At 47.4% G+C, this 19,951-nt stretch carries 13 protein-coding genes and 1 riboswitch; of the genes, 10 read left to right on the top strand and 3 right to left on the bottom strand.

All coding sequences use genetic code 11. From position 1 onward, the window contains the following. Nucleotides 1–8 precede the first annotated feature (8 nt). Nucleotides 9–2,228, bottom strand: coding sequence for a hypothetical protein (locus ABD846_RS06305; protein ID WP_344824019.1), 2,220 nt, complete (start codon nt 2,226–2,228; stop codon nt 9–11). Between the two features lie 104 nt (nt 2,229–2,332). Next, nucleotides 2,333–2,524, top strand: a riboswitch (cobalamin riboswitch). 122 nt (nt 2,525–2,646) lie between these two features. Between ABD846_RS06305 and ABD846_RS06300 the strand changes: the two genes are divergently transcribed. The 8 genes from ABD846_RS06300 (at nt 2,647) to ABD846_RS06265 (ending at nt 11,994) form a co-directional block, all read left to right on the top strand. After that, complete coding sequence (locus ABD846_RS06300; protein ID WP_344824016.1) at nt 2,647–3,630, top strand: T9SS type A sorting domain-containing protein; 984 nt, start codon at nt 2,647–2,649, stop codon at nt 3,628–3,630. A gap of 6 nt (nt 3,631–3,636) precedes the next feature. Then, on the top strand, nt 3,637–4,629 hold the full coding sequence (locus tag ABD846_RS06295; protein ID WP_344824013.1) for a T9SS type A sorting domain-containing protein: 993 nt from the start codon (nt 3,637–3,639) through the stop codon (nt 4,627–4,629). Then, on the top strand, nt 4,602–5,675 hold the full coding sequence (locus tag ABD846_RS06290; RefSeq protein ID WP_344824010.1) for a YncE family protein: 1,074 nt from the start codon (nt 4,602–4,604) through the stop codon (nt 5,673–5,675). Before ABD846_RS06295 ends, ABD846_RS06290 begins: the two co-directional genes overlap by 28 nt. Before the next feature lie 4 nt (nt 5,676–5,679). Beyond that, nucleotides 5,680–7,611: a TonB-dependent receptor gene (locus ABD846_RS06285; protein WP_344824007.1), complete on the top strand. Its 1,932-nt coding sequence runs from the start codon at nt 5,680–5,682 to the stop codon at nt 7,609–7,611. Nucleotides 7,612–7,643: 32 nt separating this feature from the next. Beyond that, nucleotides 7,644–9,410, top strand: a complete 1,767-nt coding sequence (locus ABD846_RS06280) for a BamA/TamA family outer membrane protein (protein WP_344824004.1) — start codon at nt 7,644–7,646, stop codon at nt 9,408–9,410. A gap of 36 nt (nt 9,411–9,446) precedes the next feature. Continuing rightward, on the top strand, nt 9,447–10,313 hold the full coding sequence (locus ABD846_RS06275) for a DUF4271 domain-containing protein (protein WP_344824001.1): 867 nt from the start codon (nt 9,447–9,449) through the stop codon (nt 10,311–10,313). Between the two features lie 62 nt (nt 10,314–10,375). After that, nucleotides 10,376–11,266 (top strand): uroporphyrinogen-III synthase, encoded by an 891-nt coding sequence (locus ABD846_RS06270; protein WP_344823998.1) that lies wholly within the window; start codon nt 10,376–10,378, stop codon nt 11,264–11,266. 110 nt (nt 11,267–11,376) lie between these two features. Continuing rightward, nucleotides 11,377–11,994, top strand: a complete 618-nt coding sequence (locus ABD846_RS06265) for a hypothetical protein (RefSeq protein WP_344823995.1) — start codon at nt 11,377–11,379, stop codon at nt 11,992–11,994. Nucleotides 11,995–12,040: 46 nt separating this feature from the next. On the opposite strand, the gene uvrA is transcribed toward ABD846_RS06265, so the two are convergent. Continuing rightward, nucleotides 12,041–14,854 carry an excinuclease ABC subunit UvrA gene (gene uvrA, locus ABD846_RS06260; protein WP_344823992.1) on the bottom strand — a complete coding sequence of 938 codons (2,814 nt, stop codon included), beginning with the start codon at nt 14,852–14,854 and terminating at the stop codon, nt 12,041–12,043. Nucleotides 14,855–14,871: 17 nt separating this feature from the next. Then, nucleotides 14,872–15,747 carry a polyprenyl synthetase family protein gene (locus tag ABD846_RS06255; protein WP_344823989.1) on the bottom strand — a complete coding sequence of 292 codons (876 nt, stop codon included), beginning with the start codon at nt 15,745–15,747 and terminating at the stop codon, nt 14,872–14,874. A 549-nt stretch (nt 15,748–16,296) separates the two neighbouring features. Here ABD846_RS06255 and ABD846_RS06250 point away from each other — a divergent pair. Both ABD846_RS06250 and dnaK read left to right on the top strand, forming a co-directional pair. Beyond that, nucleotides 16,297–17,823: an OmpA family protein gene (locus ABD846_RS06250; protein ID WP_344823986.1), complete on the top strand. Its 1,527-nt coding sequence runs from the start codon at nt 16,297–16,299 to the stop codon at nt 17,821–17,823. 204 nt (nt 17,824–18,027) lie between these two features. Then, on the top strand, nt 18,028–19,929 hold the full coding sequence (dnaK, locus tag ABD846_RS06245; RefSeq protein ID WP_344823983.1) for a molecular chaperone DnaK: 1,902 nt from the start codon (nt 18,028–18,030) through the stop codon (nt 19,927–19,929). Nucleotides 19,930–19,951 lie beyond the last annotated feature (22 nt).

Genomic DNA, 19,951 nt, shown 5'->3' with positions numbered 1-19,951 from the left:
ACAATGTGTTAGCCATTCTGCTCTTCCAGCCTGCGATACGCTTTAATGAAGATGGCACCCAGATTTTTATGCGGCGGTACATAATCTCTGAAGGTCGATTCTGCCGGTTTGCCTTTAAACTCTCCGTCCAGTCTTTTCCACATATTCACCCAGTTCACGTCAGTTCCTTCTCCCAGGTTGTCATTTAATGCTCTCAGGATCGGTTCATTTACAGCCATTGCGCCCGTTTGCTTGGTCGAAATGATCTGAGCGTCAGGTGAATTGGTCAGGATGGTGGAGAGGTTATGATAGCCGCCGCAGGATCCGAGCACTACCACTTTGGTCTTGTCGTTCAGACGTTCGAGTGTGGTCGGTAAGTGATAACTGTGTCCGCGGTGGATCAGTATGGCAGGATTAATTGCATTCTCATCGAGGTATTTATTCAACGCTCTCTGCGCATCTTCGTCTTCGGGTTCTGCAAGCGGCAGGTTGGCATATACAGATATCGGTCTGCCTGAAGTGGAAGTGATATTCACCCAGTATTTGGTCGTCGTCATTTTCCATTTCGGTCCTTTGAAATTATTCAGGAAGCTCGCATAAGACATCTTCCCGTCTTCATCGCCGTAGAAGAAAAACTGCTCTACCACTGCCGCGCTGTCATGCGTCAGTGTAGCGTAAGGTACATAATTGATAGGGGGCAAATTCAGTTTTTTAGAGCGCTCTTCTGCCGTTTCATTGGTTACGGTATCCTTTGCTCCGTCAAAAAGAGTGGCGAGCAAGGCATACACCTGTAATCCTTTTTTGCTGCGGTGCTGATAAGAGACTTCGTAGTTCTTTTTTACTTCTTCGCGCAGGTAGGCGATCATGGAAGAGTCTTCAATACTTCCGAATGCGTCGGCCACATCCACCGCGTCTTCGAGGTCATCTTCTTTTCCTTTGTCGAGATTCGCGATAAAACTGCTGAGCAGTTCTTTTTTCTTTTCTTCGGTAAATGTCGCGAGGAACTGATCGAGCCGGTTGAATCCCGCACACATTCTCACAAACGTACGGAAACGGTCATAATGCAATTTTCCGAGGAACTCGTCCCCCGTCATCGGTTTCATCTTTTCCATCAGGCGTTTGAAGGCGCCGGTAAAGGAACTTGTATAGATTTCTTCCTGTCCGTAAATGATGATATAATAAATCGCTTCCGGGCTCAGGTTTTCAATACATTTAAAACGGACCGCTTCCGGTTTTTCATGCAATTCGTCCATTACACGCACATAGTTGCGCAACGAGCGGTATTCCAGTTCACTGTTGATGCTTGCATTACCAAGGTCATTATTTTCGATCTTCAGTCGTACGAGATTTTTAAAGAACAGGTCCTGGTCTTCGGTGATTTTATCTACTTCTGCGATGCTCAATGTCCCATTGTGGATATCGTGTAAAAACGTCTTTGCTTTCAGAGGAGATTTTGATTCGCGTACAATTTTCACGATCGTTTTTACCAGCGGATCCGTATTGCGTTCCACGGCGTTTTTCAGACCGGCATTCGTTGAAGACGCATAGTTGAAAATCTCGTCGGGATTGATTTTCGCAGCCCCTGCAATAACAATGTCCGCGCAGGGTTTGTTGATGAATTCCGGAAGACGGCGGATCAGCAGGGTAGGGTCTTTTTTGGCCAGCTCTTCACAAAGGAATTCTTTATCGTCATCGCCCAGCATCTGACTGTTTCCCATTGTGTACACGTTTACATTGCCGCGGACGAATGCGGAAAGGTTGCCTTCGTATTTAGCGATAACCATATCGCGGAAGTTGTTTACAAGCCGCTTATAATAGAGCGGATCGACTTTATTGTCGTCATTAAAACGGATAAGCACCTGCTCAAGGGAGCGGAGGTAGCCAAGCTTTGTCTGGTTTTCGGTAAACTTATCAGCGATCGGCAGATTCTCGATCATGATTTCAATTTTGCTGATCTCCCGCAGCAGACTGTTGGTAAGCGTCCGGCTGCTGATGCTGTCGTTATTAAAATTGATATAGTCGTCAATTTTACCGTCGAAGGCGTCCGCCCGTTTTTGCTGTTTCTTCACTTTGTCGAAAAACAGGCTGCGCTGCAGGGGTACGGGATTGATAAGCGTATCGATGTCGTAAATGGATACCGTTTTCTTCTTCTTGTCGTCTTTCTTATGATTTTCTTTCTGGGCAAAGGCGAACTGTGCACAAAGGATAGCGACAACCAGACATAATGTTTTTGTGAAATTCAGATGCATGCGAAACCGTGGTGTTGACGAAATCACAAAAATAGACAATCCGCACGGCCACAGAGGATAAAAAAAATATAAAACGTGTTTTTCCGATTCCATATAAAACAATGTACCTTTGCAGCGTCGAAGGTGTTTCTCCACAAGAGAAATGAAAAGGGAATCAGGTGCAAGTCCTGAACATTACCCGATGCTGTAAGTCTCTAAAAAGCCACTGCATTCCATTGCCACTGATGATCAAAGTTCATTTGGGAAGGCGCAGCGGTGAGATAAGTCAGAAGACCTGCCTGCGATAATAATTGACCGCTTTCGGGATTTTTAAAAGCGAAGATCAAATTTCCGGCTGAAGCAGCCGGGTATTTTTTTCTGCCGTTTCCATCTTGCAAGAGGTTTGTGATGAAATTTATTGATTACAAATACAAACGCTATGCGCAAAATTTTTATGCTTTCCGCTGCCCTGCTGGGTGGTGTTGCCGCTTCCGCCCAAACGGTTGCTGATTTTGATTCACTGACCCTGCCCGGTAGTGATACTGCTTATGTAAATTATTCCGCTCCCGGAACTGATGTGGGATTCTCCAGCGGGCTCGCTTATTTTCCCTGTGTATACGATACAGCCTGGGGTACCAGCTTCTGGTCAGGCGGCTTCGCGTATTCAAATAAAACAGACAGTGTTACCAGTGGTTACCTGAATGCGTATGCCGCTAAAGCAGGTATCGGTTTTGCAGGTTCTGCGCAATATGCCACCGCAAACGGCTCTGAAAATATCATCAGACTTACAGGTGCGGCGCTCGGCCATCAGGCAATGGGCTTTTACGTGACCAACAGTACTTACGCATACAACAGTATGCGTGACGGCGATGCTTTTGCAAAGAAATTCAGAGCGGCCGATTCTGATTATTTCCGTCTTGATGTATTTGCTTATTCGGGAGGTGTCCTGAAATCGGATTCCGTTAGCTTTTTCCTCGCCGACTTCCGCAATAGTGATTCCACAAAAGCTTATATCGTGCGTGACTGGGAGTGGGTGGATCTTATGAAACTCGGTGCCGCGGACAGTTTCCTGCTGCGTCTTGTTTCCTCCGATGTAGGCACATGGGGCATGAATACACCTGCGAGCTTCTGCATCGATAACTTCATCACCAACGAATCCGGACTGAATGTCAAAGAGCAAAATGCAGCCTTCGACCTGAAAGTATTCCCGAATCCTGCCACAGACTTTGTGTTTATTGAGTCGTCGGTCACTCATAAACAACATGTGCAGTTGTCCGACCTGAACGGGCGTGTCATTGCTTCTTACGAACTTAATCCGGCTCAACGCCTTTCCGTAGATATGCGCTCATTACAATCAGGCGTGTATATACTTACATTTAACGATGGTACGCGCACGGCTTCTGCACGCGTGGTGAGACAATAACAGATCATGAATAAAGTATTATCCCTGCTCCTTTTAACTGTATGCGGAACCCTGTACGGACGTGCTCAGTTCGCACCACAGGCAGGAATTTCCGGCACTACCGCGATACATCGCAGTAGTGCCGGTATTAAACAATGGGCAGCTTCCTGCACTGTTACGCGCGGACTTACGGATATTGCCGATGCTGGTTCCGGACCCGCTTCTGTAGGCACAGACGCGGATGCTACCGGCATGGCTGACGGTAGTGTGGTAAGCCTTGGCGACAGTGGCGTGGCAGTACTTACGTTCAATGGTTATATTTTCGACGGTGACGGACCCGATTTTGCTGTTTTTGAAAATGGGTTTGCAAATCCTGCCAATGGCGAAGAAGCTTTTCTGGAACTCGCTTTTGTTGAAGTAAGTTCAGACGGGGAACATTTTTTCCGTTTCCCGGCAACGTCCAATACCGGTATTTCCACTCAGGTTGCCGGTGCGGGAGACTACATGAACGCCCGTCTCGTAAATAACCTTGCCGGAAAATATATTGCCCAGTATGGCACTCCTTTCGATCTTGCTGAACTGAAAGGCACTTCAGGATTGGATGTGAGCCATGTGACACATATTCGTATCGTAGACGTTATCGGTTCTGTAAATGCGCATCATTCACAGGATGCCCACGGCAACGTGATCAACGATCCTTACCCCACACGTTTCCCTTCCGGCGGTTTCGACCTCGACGCGGTAGCCGCAATCAATACTGCAGGACTGGGTCTCAAAGAGTTTGAAGCATCCGGATTCCGGATGTACCCCGTTCCGGTTACTGATGTGCTGTCGCTTGATATACCCGGTGAAGAGCATGTTCATGTATCTGTGCGTGATATCCAGGGGCGGGACTTGCAGCAGTACGATGCTTCCGGATCGCTGAGGATTCCCATGGCTGCATACAACGCAGGTACGTATTTTCTGTATATCGATCGTAAATCAGCTCCTGTATGCGTGGGTGTCTTCTCAAAAGTCTGAGTTTTCTGTTGCTGTTCGGCTTCGCGGCATGTAAGAAAGACAAGCCGGATGGCCCGGATAATACGTTGCCCCCTGCATATGCGGAAAAGGTGCTGATTGCCTGCGAAGGTAGTCTCGGCAACGGTAATGCAGCGCTGTCTGTTTATGATATTGCTGCAGACAGCGTATACACAGACGTGTTCAATGCCGCTAATCAGCAGTCACTGGGAGACGTGCTTCAGAGCATGCTGCTTGCCGGACCGGATTGCTTTCTGATGGTCAATAATTCAGACAGGATTACCGTCGTTGATTCCGGTTCTTTCCGTATCAAAGGTTCGATAGCCGTTCCCAAGCCGCGTTATATGTTGCAGGTATCGCAGAATAAGGCTTATGTTGGAGAATTGTTTCAGTCGAAGTTAGCCGTGATCGATCCTTCGTCCCGTCGGTTGATAAAAGAAATGCCGCTGCAATACCGCAATGTGGAGCAGATGATGCTCTGGAACAACCTCGCATTGATTGCTAACTGGGATGAAAATTGCCGGCAGGTCTACCTGCTGGATACTGCCACCGATTTGCCGGTTGACTCTATTGCCCTGCCCGGTTATGCGCCCAGCGCATTTGTACAGGATAAGGAAGGTCATGTGTGGGTTCTGGCGGGAAACGTATTTAAAGGGAAACCGGCTACATTATCCTGCCTGGACATCGGCTCGCGCAGCGTGCTCCGTTCTTTTACGTTCCCTGCAAAGGCGGATCCGATCAAGATTTGTCGCAATAACGGCGGAGATACACTTCTTTTTATAGAAGTGAATTACGATGGCGGTACAGATCGCAACGGTGTATTTAAAATGGGCATCAACCAATCCACACTTCCCGAAACTCCTTTCATCGGCTGTGTTGCCAATCAGTATTTCTGGGCATTGGGAGTGCATCCGCAAACCGGTGAACTCTACGTCGGAGATCCGAAGGGTTTCGTACAAAAATCTTCCGTTACTATTTACAGTGAAGCGGGTGTCGCACGCAGGCAGTTTTCGTGCGGTATCGGAGTATCTTCGTTCTGCTTTAAATGATCTCTTGGGTTTTTCGGCTTTATATCGGAATATCATCATCGCAGTACTGCCGGTACTGTGCGCTTACTCATGGAACAGCCGGGCCCAGACCAAAGAGCTGCATGAAGTAAAAGTGAAACACCGCCGCAAAGCTGCTTCAGGTTCTCCAGATGTAAAGTTGCAGGGCTTTGCACCGGGCATGCAGCAGCTAAGTGTTGATTCGCAGTGGCAGCAGCAATACCGCATGCAGCAATTGTCCCAATTGCTGACGCAGCAGTTTTCCGTTTTTGTAAAGTCTTACGGCATCAATAGCCTGGCAACACTTAATTTCCGCGGTGCATCCGCGGCCCAGTCGCAGGTATATTGGAATGGTGTTCCTTTGAACAATGCATCGTTTGGTGCAACGGATGTCTCTCTGCTTACGGTAAACCAGTTTGATAAGATCCACCTGCTTTACGGCGGTTCTTCCGCGCTCACAGGTAGTGGCAATGTAGGCGGTGCATTACTGCTCGATAATGATCTGCACACATCCGATTCGCTGCGCAGCAGCACCAGCGTCGGACTGGAATGGGGCAGCTATCGTTCGGGCAGGATAAATCTCAGGCAGTCTTTTTCCGGAAAACGGTGGAGTATTTCTGCTAACCTGAACGCACAACGCGCTGATAATAATTTTCATTATACCAATAGTGCAAACCAGGACGTGCAGATGACTCATGCCGCGCTCCGCTCTGCAAGCGGAATGCTGAACGTGCTGTATCAATTGTCCGACTACAGCAGTATCAAAGCTGCATTCTGGCTTATCGATTATAAAAGGGAAATACCACCCGCTTTGTTTGAAGCTGCTTCTGTTAAACTGCAGCGGGATCACGCTTATCGCGGTATGCTCCAATGGCAACACAGCAGGTCTGCAGGGACATTTTACAGTAAGCTTGCCCTGTCTGTGGAGCAGATGCATTATACCGACAGTGCAGCCGCTTTGGATACGCGCAATCAGGTTGTTCAGCTCTATCAGGAAACCGGCTGGAAGCGTGCTTTATCTGAGCATCAGAATCTGCTGCTTTTTGTACCCGTGAATATTTCCGGTACCCATCCGGAAAGGGACTCGCAATCCCGGTATCAATATCGCATCGCAATTGCTGCAGCATATCAGCTGGGCTTGTTCCGGGAGAAGGCGCGGCTGTCTGTCGCAGCAAGAACAGAGCAGATAAATGAACGCACTGTTTTTCTTCCGGGAATAAACGGGTCTTTTCAGGCCTTCAGTTTTCTCACACTGAAAGCAAACCTGCAACGGAGCTTCCGGGCACCTACATTAAATGAATTATTCTACAATCCGGGCGGGAATCCAGCCTTAAAACCCGAATACGGCTGGTCGGCCGATGCCGGTTACGAATTGCTTGTTCCGGCAGGCAGGCGCGTTGCGTTGAAGCATGAACTCGCATTATTCGACAGGCGTATTCATGATTGGGTGCTGTGGTTCGGAGGGTCTGTATGGACGCCTCATAATATAGCCACCGTTCACTCCCGCGGACTCGAAACGGTAAATACACTTACGGTACAGCTGCCACGGTACTGGCGCCTGTGGCTTGGACTGAATACTTCATTTGTGCTTGCCACTACCGTGGAAAGCTACCTGCCCGGAGACGGCAGCATCGGCAAGCAGATACCGTATACGCCCAGGTATAACGGGCAAGGCAATATCGGCTGTTCCTGGAAGCAGTTTTCCTGCAATTATAATCACACCTACACCGGGTATCGTTTCGTAACGGTTGACGAATCCCAGTTCCTAGAACCTTTCCAGACGGGTAACATATACCTGAGCTACCGTCAACCGGTAAGCACCGTTGTGCTGACCTGCTCTGCCGGAATGAACAATATCTGGAACAGTACTTATCAGGTGGTCAATGCGCGCCCGATGCCGGGACGGAATTGGAATTTTGGCCTCAGCGTTTCATTGTAGCGGCAGCCATTTATTATCCCTAATTTTGAAGCATGCGGCTGCGCCTGATTTTACTTTTCTGCGTTACTGTGCTTTCCGTTTGCGCACGGGCACAGTCGTTAAAGCTGGTATGGCATGCCGTGGATGTACCTTCCGTTGCCCTCCCTCCTGAAGCTTTCTACACAGATGCCGCAGCTGTTGTATCCGAGATCAATGACTGGTGTCCGGAAATGCAGGCTTTGGGTTTTCTTGAAGCCTCAGTGGACAGTGTCTCGGTAAAAGGTAACGAATACCATGTGTTTTGCTTTACCGGAAGCAGGTATTCCTGGGCGAAATTGTCGCTGGATTCTGTTCCGCCGGCCCTTCTTAACCAGGCAGGAATCACTGGCGCAGATTTTGCACGGCATGTAGTTAACCCTTCTTCCCTTTCTGCGTTTACCGCCCGTCTATTGCGCTATTGCGAACGAAACGGATATCCGTTCGCAAGGGTGTGGATGCAGCATGCGGTGGAAGAAGAGCCGCATGTGATTTCCGCTGAAATGCGTGTTGATCCCGGCCGTCGCCGTACAATAGATACCATCATCGTAAATGGAAATATTTCCGTTTCCAACTCCTTTCTGCATCGATACCTTGATATTCCAAAGGGGAGTGCTTACAATGAAGAAAAGCTGAAAAAGATAAGCGCCCGTTTGCGGGAACTGCCGTATTTGCAGGAAACATCGCCTATGCTTGTTGAGTTCCGTGCTGCCGATACAAGGATCGTTTTGTTTCTTAAGGAAAAAAGTGCGAATCAGCTGAATGCAATCCTCGGTTTAATGCCGAATAACCTGCAGACCGGTAAAATGCTGCTTACCGCCGATATTCAGCTCGCGCTGATGAATCAACTGGGGCGGGGGGAACAATTAAGTGCAAGCTATCAGAACCTTCAGGCAAAATCCCCGCGTCTGAAAGCGGATGGCGTGTTACCTTATATCTTCCGTTCGCCGGTGGGTATTGAAGCCCATTTTGATATGTTCCGGTATAATCTCGATTTCCGGAAAGTATCATTTCAGCTGGGAGCACGCTACCAATTGTCGGCAACGGAATTTATTAAAGTGTATTACCAGGTAATGAGCAACCGGGTAGTGGAGATAGACTCGGCCGGTATCATTGCATCCAGAAGTCTTACCAACAACATCGATACGCGTGCAAACGGGTTTGGTGTGGAATTTCAGGCAAATCATACTGACTACCGATACAACCCTCATAAGGGATGGTCCATCCGGTGCGCTGCACTGGGCCTGCAGCGGCAGGTATTGCCCAATGATGCAGTCAGGCAATTGAACGACGGAACCGGTTTCAACTTTGCCAGTTTATACGATACTGTCCGCTTGCGCTCCCGGCAGTACCAGCTTTCGGGAGAACTCGCTTTTTACCTGCCCGTAAGCCGGGCGTTTACCTGGAAGCTGGCGTATAACGGAGCGTATATGACCGCCCCGCAATTATTCCAGAACGATCTGTATCAGCTGGGCGGATTCCGGCTGCTGCGTGGTTTCGATGAACAAAGCATCTTTGCGAACCAGTATCATGTACTGAGTGCGGAATTCCGTTTGCGTATGGCTCAGAATTCCTATGCCTATCTTTTTTCCGACAACGGCTGGGTGCAAACAAAATTCAATCGCTTTTCCCGGGAAGCGCTCTACAATGGTTTCGGGTTGGGAACGACGCTCGAAACAAAAACGGGAATTTTTTCCATTGCACTGGCATTCGGGCGCAGCGACTATATTCCGCTTCGCTTTAAAGAATCCAAGCTGTCGTTCGGTTATGTAGCGCTTTTTTAATTCGGGAATCCTGTCGAATTAAATACCTTTGTCGCCATGAAATTCCGGTTGACTATTTTGCTGATTTCCATGCTGATGCTGGGCGCGATTTATAGCTGCCCCGCAAAGGTACAGGCAGATTCGTACGGGGTTTCTATAGATACATCAGTCGTTCATCATTCCGTTGCCCAACGTCTCGATTCTCTGATGTCTCCTCAATGGGATGCCGGTGCAACGCGGATGGTCAACTTTTTGTCCAAGCCGCATTATACCGACGATAACACACTGGATTTCTACTTATTGCTCTGCCTCGCGGCGATCCTCGGAGGCGTTAAAACCATTTACCCTAAATATTTTAATGATCTGTGGCGCGCCTTTCTGAACCCGACTCTGGGAAACAGACAGTTGAAAGACATCATCCAGGCAGCGTCTTACCCCAATCTGCTGATGAATATTTTTGCTTCAGTTGTACTGGGGGCCTATCTGTATTATTTTATTTCTATATTTGTTGACTGGCGGTTTTCCGGGCTTACAAATGGCACTATTGTATTGTTGCTGATTAGTGGAGCGCTCATTACGTATTTGGGGAAATATTTGTTTGTAGAGTTTGTAGGATGGGTCTTTCATATGAAGAACACTACCGACCTGTACAATTTCAATATCTTTCTGGTCAATAAAATCCTGGGTATATTTCTTTTACCTTTTGTTGTGTGCTTCGCATTTATGGACGCGCGTTGGGACAATCCTATCTGTATTGTGTCGGTTATACTCGCGGCAGCTTTTCTGGCAAACAGGTATCTCCGTTCCTGGAATATTTTTGCGCAATTCTTTATGAATAGCCGATTCCATTTTTTTATGTACCTTTGCGCGTTCGAGATCCTACCTATGGCCGTATTACTCAAGCTTGTAACACGCATCGTATAGCGCGTATTCGTTAGAGTTATAGCCATTTGTACAAACCAGTTTATAAGTCCTATTCCACAATAATGGCAAAAGAAGCAGTAGCAAAAAAAGCGAAAACGTCTGTTGCATCCCAATCGAAGGCGGAGACATCCATAAAAGCAGCGGCAGAAAAACCTGCGACAAAAAAGAAAGATTCGGCAAACCAGCCTTTGAAAGAAGTTCACACCGTATTAGTTACTTTACCGAAACCGGAGACAGATAAATCTCCGTATTACGATATCGCCAGGAAATACAACGTACTCGTTGATTTTTTCCCGTTCGTGAAGGTGGAGGGCATTTCCGGCCGCGAATTCAAAAAGCAGAAACTGGACATCCTTGAGCACACGGCGATCATTTTTACCAGTCGTAATGCTGTCGAGCATTTCTTCCGCATATGCGAGGAGAATAAGGTGAAAGTTTCCCAGGATATGAAGTACTTCTGTATTTCTGAGGCGGTAGCCTTGTACCTCCAGAAATATATCCTGTACCGTAAGCGTAAAGTGTTTTTCAGTCCGGACGGCACAACTGACGGTCTGCTCGAGGTGATCGCCAAACATAAACATGAAGAACGGTATATTCTGCCTACTGCTGATAACGGTAAGAGCGATATAAATGTATTCCTTACAAAGAATAAGGTTCCTTTCTCGGAAGCAACCCTCTACCGTACGGTGAGCAACGATATTATGGAGTTGATGGAAAAGAAATACGACCTGCTTCTGTTTTTCTCATCCCTGGCTATCCAGACATTATTTGATTACTTCCCGGATTTCCGGCAGAATGATACCATCATCGGGTCATTTGGTCCGGCCACCGCAAAGGCTATCCAGGATGCCGATCTGCGACTGGATATGAGTGCACCGATGCCGGGAGCTCCTTCTATGGCGGCTGCGCTCGACAAATTCCTCGAAGAAAATAAAAAAGGCAGAAAAAAATAAGAATGTTTCTGAACAGGAAAGGCGGCATCGGAAGATGTCGCCTTTTTTTTGTTTGTCGGGATATGAATCATTTCATTTAGTTACGTAACATTGCTGCAAAATCAAACTAAATGAAGAAAATTGCTATTATCTCGATGCTGCTTGTTTCCACTTTGTCGGTTGGTGCCCAGACGGAAAACACACAAGAAAGTTCCCGTTCAAAGCCGGCTGCCGCGTGCAAACCTTTTTCGTTAGGACTGCCTATGGGAATCGGAGCCAATGCAGGGTTGATTGGTATCGGTGCGGAGTACGGTTTTGCCAAACATTTTTCTGCCGGCGCCGGAGCTGGTATCGGGTCCTGGGGTTATAAATATTTTGGCGAGGCAAAATATTACTTTAAAGACGATTGCTTCAAGGGAAGCGCTTTAGGCCTTGCATACACGTATGCCACCGGTATCTCAGATGTGGATGTGAAGGGAATAGAGACCGTTTATGGTAAAAAGGATGTAAAGATGGATCTGGATCCGGTATCCAATCTGGCTATAGCCTACTATCACTACTGGGGCATGGGACGCCGCAGGATCAATCGATTTTATTTAAGTGTCGGGTATTCCGTATGCCTGTCGTCCGTGACATACACCGTGAAAGGATACCCCGTTTCGCCGCTTACCGGTCAGGGAGCAACAACCATGAATGTACTGGCGCCCGGAGGCCTTGTGCTCGGTCTCGGCTTTTATTTCGGACTGTAAACGTACGCTATCGTAAAGGGCGGATGAGTAAAGTCATCCGCCTTTTTTATAATTCAAGTTTGAGGTATCTGCCGGTATGGCTTTCTGCACAGGCTGCTATTTTTTCCGGTGTTCCGGTTGCTACCACATTGCCGCCACCTTTTCCGCCTTCGGGCCCCATATCAATAACATAATCCGCCACCTTAATAATATCGAGGTTGTGCTCGATCACCAACACGGTGTTGCCCCGCTCCACCAGCCGGTTCAGTACCTCCAGCAGATGCCGGATATCCTGAAAATGTAATCCCGTGGTTGGTTCATCCAGAAGGTACACCGTCTGACCGGTATCCCGCTTGGATAGTTCGGTTGCAAGCTTTACCCGTTGCGCTTCCCCGCCGGAGAGCGTAACAGCATTTTGTCCCAACGTGATATAGCCAAGCCCCACATCCTGTAATGTTTTTGCTTTCCGGTGCAGCATCGGAACATTTACGAAAAAGTCTACTGCCTCGTCAACGGTCATATTTAATACGTCTGATATAGACTTCCCGCGATAACGTATTTCAAGTGTTTCGCGGTTATACCGCTGCCCGTTGCAGGTTTCGCAATGAACGTAAACATCGGGAAGGAAATTCATTTCAATCGTGCGCATGCCGCTTCCCTGGCAGGTTTCGCAACGTCCTCCTTTTACATTGAAGGAAAAACGGCCTGCATTATAGCCGCGTATTTTGGCTTCCGGTACCTGGGCAAAAAGCTGGCGGATGTCATTGAAAAAGCCGCAGTAGGTCGCCGGGTTGCTGCGGGGAGTGCGCCCGATCGGGCTTTGGTCGATTTCAATAACCTTATCAATATGTTCCAGTCCTTCCACTGATTTATAAGGCATGGGCTGCTGCTTATAGTTCGGATAGCAGTGTTTGGCCAGGATAGGGTATAGCGTCTCGTTGATAAGGGTGCTTTTACCGCTTCCGCTTACACCGCTGATCGCAACAAAAGTGCCCAGGGGTATACGGATACTGGCATTGTGCAGGTTGTTGCCGCTGGCGCCCTTCAGGCTTACAAAATGACCATTGCCTTTTCTTCTTGTTTCGGGTACATCAATTCTGAGCGTGTTATTCAGGTACCCCGCGGTAATGGTTTGCGTGCGGATTACTTCGGAAGGCGTGCCCTCGCTTACAATACGTCCGCCATGTACCCCGGCCGCAGGTCCGATGTCGATGAGGTAATCGGCTGCAAGCATAATGTCCTTATCGTGCTCCACCACCAATACCGAATTGCCGGTATCGCGGAGATCTTTAAGCGCATTGATCAGTCGCGTGTTATCACGCTGATGTAAGCCAATGCTCGGTTCGTCCAGGATATAGGTGATTCCGGTGAGCTGCGACCCGATCTGTGTCGCCAGCCTGATGCGCTGCGATTCTCCTCCGCTCAGTGTGCGCGTGGCACGATTCAGATTCAGATAATGCAGCCCAACATTCAGCAGGAAGCGGATGCGATCACGGATCTCTTTGAGAATATCTTTAGCGATGGTCTGCTGTTTTTTGCTGATCCGCTTTTCGAGCGACTCAAACCATGCTCCCAATTCATCCAGTGCGCTTTCAGATAATTCAGCAATATTTTTACCATCGATTTTGAACCAGAGACTCTCTTTGCGCAGTCTTGCACCATGGCATTCAGGGCATTCGCGGAGCTCCATATATTGCTCGGCCCAGTTGCGTATAGCATCCGAACTTGTTTCGTTAAACCAGCGCAGGATCATATTGACAACGCCTTCATAAGCACCCGCCGGGGCAGGTGTGGTGTCGGCGTCTTCGTATTGGATGGTGCCTTCGGTATTGCCGAACAGCAGGAAATTGAGTTGTGCTTCGGTAAGATCTTTTACAGGTTTGTTCAGCGGGATTTTGTTCTTTTTCGCTGCGCTCATGGCAAGGTTGTACGTCCATGCATCACGTTCTTCTCCCAAAGGAGCGATACCACCGTCGGCAATGCTTTTATCCGGATCTGGCAGCACCTCGCGCATATTGATCGAGTGGATGCTGCCCAGACCTTTGCAATGAGGACAATAGCCATAGGGAGAGTTGAACGAAAAGCTGTTCGGTGACGGTTCTTCGTACGAAATGCCTGTGTCGGTACACATGAGCTGGCGGCTATACTGCATGAATTTTTTGCCGTCGGCCTCTTGCACGAACATCAGGTCTTTCCCTTCCTTCAGGCTTTTGGTGATGGACGCAGAAAGCCTTGCAGCGCCTTCGTTATCCGCAACCAGCCGGTCTACTACCAGCTCAATATCGTGGATTTTATAGCGGTCCAGCTGCATTTTTTCTTTCAGATCCACTATTGCTCCGTCGACACGGACTTTGAGATAACCTTGTTTTCTGAGTTGCTCAAAAAGCTCACGGTAATGCCCCTTACGGCCGCGTACTACAGGTGCGAGCAGGATGATTTTTTTACCGTTGAAACTTTTGCGGATATGGGCAGCTATCTCTTCTTCAGAAAATCGCTGCATGTGTTTGCCGGTATTGTAGGAGTATGCTTCGCCGATACGGGCATACAGTAATCGCATAAAATCGTATACTTCCGTTACCGTCCCAACGGTGGAACGCGGATTGCGATTAGTGGTTTTTTGTTCAATGGATATTACGGGTGAAAGTCCGGATACCTTATCGACATCCGGTCGCTCAAGGTCACCCATAAATTGTCGTGCATACGCCGAAAAACTTTCCATGTAGCGTCGCTGACCTTCTGCAAACAAGGTGTCAAATGCAAGCGAGGATTTTCCGCTTCCGGATATGCCCGTAATGACAACAAGCTGATTTTTGGGGATGGTAAGGTTTATATTCTTCAGGTTGTGCACCCGGGCTCCGATCACCTCAATAGATTGACTCATATCGTCTCTTCCAATTATTATTTATTTCGGGAAATAGTAAAGTTAACGAGTTCCTCCATCGCATCCCGCTCCTCGCTGTCCGGAAAAGCGGAAAGAATCGTTAAAGCCTTATCCCGGTAAAGCATCATCTGGCTTTCGGCGTAAGACAGTCCTCCGAATTCACGGACATATTGCATCACCTCAGCCACTTTATCATGGTCTGTATTGTTGTTTTTTACGGTGTAAATAATTCTTCGTTTGATCGCCGACGGAGCTTGTTGCAGCGTATAAATGAGGGGCAGGGTCATTTTCTTTTCCTTGATATCGCCTCCGCTTGGTTTGCCGGTATTGTTGTATCCGTAATCGAGCAAATCGTCTTTAATCTGAAACGCGATACCGATCATTTCTCCGAACTCACGGAACATTTCGGCTGTTTTACGGTCCTTCCTGGCAGAAAAAGCGCCTGCCGAACATGCCGAAGCTAACAAAGAAGCTGTTTTTGAACGAATAATATCAAAATACACCGACTCTGTTATATCAAGTTTTCGCGCTTTCTCAATCTGCAGAATTTCACCTTCACTCATTTCCTTTACGGCGTTGGAGGTGATCTTTAATAGTTCAAAATCTTCGTTTTCTATGGAGAGCAGGAGGCCCTGGGCCAGCAGATAATCACCTACCAGCACCGCTATTTTATTTTTCCATACTGCGTTGATAGAGAAAAAGTTACGCCTCTGCATTGCATCGTCGACCACGTCATCGTGGACGAGTGTGGCGGTATGCAGCAGTTCTATCATTGAAGCGGTGCGGTAAGTAGCATCGTTGATCTCACCGGCAATTTTGGCGGATAACAGAACAAAAAGCGGCCGCATTTGTTTGCCTTTGCTTCTGAGGAAGTATTTCAGTACTTGCTTCAAAACAGCATTCTGCCCATCCAAAAGCGTACTGAAACGCTTCTCGAACTCGATTAAATTTTTATTAAGTAACCTTTTTACTTTTTCCAAATGTTAGTATTTTAGCGAGGTAATACCGGATTTTTATTGCTGCGGCCCTCTGACGCGACATTGCTTTCTGCTGGGTTTGAGGGGTTTTAAGGCGTTCGCAAAATTGCGAAAGGATTTCCATAAAAAGCTAATAATAGAGAAGGTTTCCGTAATGTTTTAAGAAAACTCTAAAAGGCCGATTATTTTTTGGTTTTTCAATAATTGTATTACTTTTGCCTGAGTTTTTTCTATTAAGTCACTAACTACTTTAATTTAAATATACCAATTATGATTAACAAGAAGTACGTTTTATTAGCCAGCTTCGCAGCAGCTATTGCCGTACAGCCGGCTTTTGCTCAAGAGTCGAGCTCTACAACTGCAAAAGGTTGGAGTGGGCGCGATATGACCTACCGCGGTTACAACTACGATTATATGGATACGAATTATGTTCCTAAATCTCGTATGAAACAGCAGAGCAAATTTTTGGCTAACCAATATGCTTTTCCATCCAAGCCACGCAATATGTGGGAAGTGGGTGTGAAGTTCGGTCAGTTGAACGTTTCCGGAGATGTTCCTGCAGAAATGCTGTGGAGAGGTTCCTGGGGCTTAGGCGTTCATGTCCGTAAATCTATTGGTTATGTATTCTCCGTTCGCGCTGACTACAACTACGGTAACGCTAAAGGTCTTCAATGGCAACCTTCTCAGGGATATGTTTATAACTCTGCCTGGAACACTACCTATAACCCGGGTTCCGACAAAGTTTTTTATAACTATCGCACAGAACTGCACCAGTTGAATCTGGACCTCGTAGCTTCTACCAACAATATTCGTTTTCACAGGGCTAAAACCGGTATCTCTTTCTACGGATTCTTCGGTCTGTCTGGTATCGCTTATCAAACTTGGGTAAACACCAAAGATGCAAGCGGAAACAGCTATGCTCAGAAGTTTGAACAAATCTATCAGCAATATGCTAACGTAACAGCTACTCATCAGATTGAGTATTCTCAGCGTAACAAAGTTCGTAAAGATCTGCGTGACGCTATGGATAACACCTATGAGACTGACGCGGAAAACACACAGAAAAACCGTCGTCCGGGTATCTTCGGAAGAAAAACGTTCCTGCTGTACGGATCTATGGGTCTGGGAACGCAAATCCGTCTGTCCACACACTGGAACGTAGCAATCGAAGATCGTCTGACTATTCCTTTGGGTGGTGGTAGCGATCTGCTGGATGGTCAACGTTGGGCTGAACAAACTCCTGGCTTCCCTGTAATGACACAAAGCACAGATGCGTTGAACTTCTTCAGCGTAGGTCTTAACTACAATATCGGACGCAAATCCCGCAATGTTGAGCCTCTGTACTGGATGAATCCTCTGGATTATGCTTATACAGAAATCAACACTCCACGTCACATGATGCTGCCTGATCCGGTTCTGGCTGATGCTGACGGCGATGGTATCGCTGATCAACTGGATAAATGCCCAGGTACTCCTGCAGGTGTAGCTGTTGATGCTCACGGTTGTCCTATGGATACTGATGGTGATGGCGTTCCTGATTACATGGATAAACAACTGATCACTCCTACAGAGTGTCAACCAGTTGATGCTGACGGTGTTGGTAACTGTCCTTGTAACCCTAAATGCGGTACACTCCAAACTTGTGCTAACATCCCTGCTGCATCAATTTCTTTCGGAAATAATGCAAGCAACATCAACTCTGCTGCTCAATCTCAACTGGCGGTTCTGGCTGCTCATATGCAAGCTAACCCGACATGTAAAGTGGTGGTTATCGGTAACGGTAACGGTAGCAAAGTTCAGCAACAACGCTCTTGGGATCGCGTAAACGCTATCATCGAATATATGAGCGAGAAAAATGGTGTTGACCGTGGACGTTTCATCTTCCAATATGGTCAGGCAGGTGATGCTAACACTGTAATGATCCGCGCAGCTGCTCAGGATGAAGAAGGTCCAATGAACGTTCCTCCTCCATTCCCTAACCTGAAAAAATAATCTTTCAGTAAATAAACGGAAAGCCGGTCAGTAAAACTGACCGGCTTTTTTATGCTATAGATTTGAATGGGTGCAAACGTTTTGTCAGGCAGCAGATCTTTTTCAGATATAATTGTCAGTGTCGCTGACATTATTGCTGACATAAAAGCTTTGGCACAGTGATTGGAGTGTAGAAGTCGAACCTAACTAAATAAACTTACAGTAATGGGAAAAATAATTGGAATTGACTTAGGAACAACCAACTCTTGTGTAGCCGTAATGGAGGGTAGCGAGCCTGTGGTAATCGCTAATGACGAAGGTCGTCGGACGACTCCGTCTATCGTGGCATTTTTGAAAAATGGCGAAAGAAAGGTTGGAGATCCTGCAAAACGTCAGGCAATCACAAACCCCGCAAATACCATCATGTCTATTAAACGTTTTATGGGAAGACGTTTTGACGAGGTTAGCGGTGAAATGGAACACAGTTCATACAAGGTTATCAAAGGAGAGAATAATACTCCCCGCGTAGATATTGATGGCCGACCTTATACTCCTCAGGAAATATCCGCAATGATTCTTCAGAAAATGAAGAAAACAGCCGAGGAATTCCTGGGCCAGGATGTGACAGAAGCGGTTATTACAGTACCGGCTTACTTTAACGATGCACAGCGTCAGGCTACTAAAGAAGCAGGCGAAATCGCCGGTTTGAATGTTCGCCGCATCATTAACGAGCCGACTGCGGCTGCGTTGGCATATGGTCTCGACAAACAACATAAAGACAGCAAGATTGCTGTCTTTGACCTGGGTGGCGGTACATTCGACGTTTCTGTTCTCGAATTGGGGGACGGTGTATTCGAGGTAAAGTCAACAAATGGTGACACACACCTCGGTGGTGACGACTTTGATAAAGTGATTATGGACTGGCTGGCTGATGAATTCAAAGGGGATGAAGCAGTGGATCTGCGTAAAGACCCGATGGCATGGCAGCGTCTTAAAGAAGCTTCTGAAAAAGCGAAAATTGAATTGTCTTCTTCACAGGAGACAGAAGTGAATCTGCCTTACATCACAGCTGTGGATGGCGTGCCTAAACACCTTGTGCGCAAACTGACGCGTGCAAAGTTTGAGCAACTTGCCGACTCTTTGATCCAGCGCACGCTGGAGCCTTGCCAGAAAGCGATCAAAGACGCAGGAATTGCGAAGGAAGAGATCGATGAGGTGATCCTGGTAGGTGGTTCCACACGTATTCCTAAAATTCAGGAAGTAGTAGAAAAATTCTTCGGTAAGAAACCTAATAAGGGTGTGAATCCGGATGAGGTGGTTGCAATCGGTGCGGCTATCCAGGGTGGCGTTCTTTCAGGAGATGTAAAAGATGTGTTGTTGCTGGATGTTACACCATTGTCTCTCGGTATTGAAACTTATGGTGGTGTAATGACCCGCCTGATTGAAGCAAATACAACTATTCCTTCTAAAAAAAGTGAGACTTTCTCCACTGCCGCAGATAATCAGCCAAGCGTAGAAATCAATGTATTGCAGGGAGAGCGTCCAATGGCAAATCAGAATAAATCACTGGGCCGCTTTATCCTGGATGGAATCCCGCCCGCACCGCGTGGCGTACCTCAGGTAGAAGTAACTTTTGATATAGATGCAAACGGTATTCTGCATGTCACTGCAAAAGATAAGGGTACCGGTAAGCAACAGAATATCAGGATTGAAGCCGGAAGCGGATTGAGCAAAGACGAGATCGAACGCATGAAAAATGAAGCTAAGGCAAATGAAGAGTCTGATAAGGCCGTTCGTGAGCGCGTTGAGAAGCTGAATATGGCAGACGGTATGATCTTCAATTCTGAAAAGCAATTGAAAGAGTACGGAGATAAGATTCCCGGCGATGAAAAGTCTAAAATCGAAGCTGCTATCGCCAAGCTGAAGGAAGCGCATAAAGCGGAAGACCTCGACGGTATTGATAAAGCCGTAGAAGAAATAAATGCCGCATGGCAGACTGCAAGTCAGCATATTTACGCCGGTCAGCAAGGTGCTGAAGGTGGTGCTGATGCCTCAGGTGCACAAGGCGGAGCGCAGCCGGGAGCGGATGACGTTACCGATGCAGAGTTTGAAGAAGTGAAGTCTTAATCAGTAAAAAGACGCCCCGAGC

Origin of the sequence: Rurimicrobium arvi (genome assembly GCF_039540495.1) — a bacterium.
GTDB classification, from domain to species: domain Bacteria; phylum Bacteroidota; class Bacteroidia; order Chitinophagales; family Chitinophagaceae; genus Rurimicrobium; species Rurimicrobium arvi.
Note: the sequence above shows the minus strand (reverse complement) of the source record. Positions and strands in the feature narration are given on the sequence as shown.

Excerpts from the sequence above, each read along its gene's own strand:
- ABD846_RS06290 (WP_344824010.1), top strand. The coding sequence starts at position 4,602 with ATGCGTGGGTGTCTTCTCAAAAGTCTGAGTTTTCTGTTGCTGTTCGGC.
- ABD846_RS06265 (WP_344823995.1), top strand. The coding sequence starts at position 11,377 with ATGAAGAAAATTGCTATTATCTCGATGCTGCTTGTTTCCACTTTGTCG.
- ABD846_RS06305 (WP_344824019.1), bottom strand. The coding sequence starts at position 2,228 with ATGCATCTGAATTTCACAAAAACATTATGTCTGGTTGTCGCTATCCTT.
- ABD846_RS06295 (WP_344824013.1), top strand. The coding sequence starts at position 3,637 with ATGAATAAAGTATTATCCCTGCTCCTTTTAACTGTATGCGGAACCCTG.
- dnaK (WP_344823983.1), top strand. The coding sequence starts at position 18,028 with ATGGGAAAAATAATTGGAATTGACTTAGGAACAACCAACTCTTGTGTA.
- uvrA (WP_344823992.1), bottom strand. The coding sequence starts at position 14,854 with ATGAGTCAATCTATTGAGGTGATCGGAGCCCGGGTGCACAACCTGAAG.
- ABD846_RS06270 (WP_344823998.1), top strand. The coding sequence starts at position 10,376 with ATGGCAAAAGAAGCAGTAGCAAAAAAAGCGAAAACGTCTGTTGCATCC.
- ABD846_RS06275 (WP_344824001.1), top strand. The coding sequence starts at position 9,447 with ATGAAATTCCGGTTGACTATTTTGCTGATTTCCATGCTGATGCTGGGC.
- ABD846_RS06300 (WP_344824016.1), top strand. The coding sequence starts at position 2,647 with ATGCGCAAAATTTTTATGCTTTCCGCTGCCCTGCTGGGTGGTGTTGCC.
- ABD846_RS06280 (WP_344824004.1), top strand. The coding sequence starts at position 7,644 with ATGCGGCTGCGCCTGATTTTACTTTTCTGCGTTACTGTGCTTTCCGTT.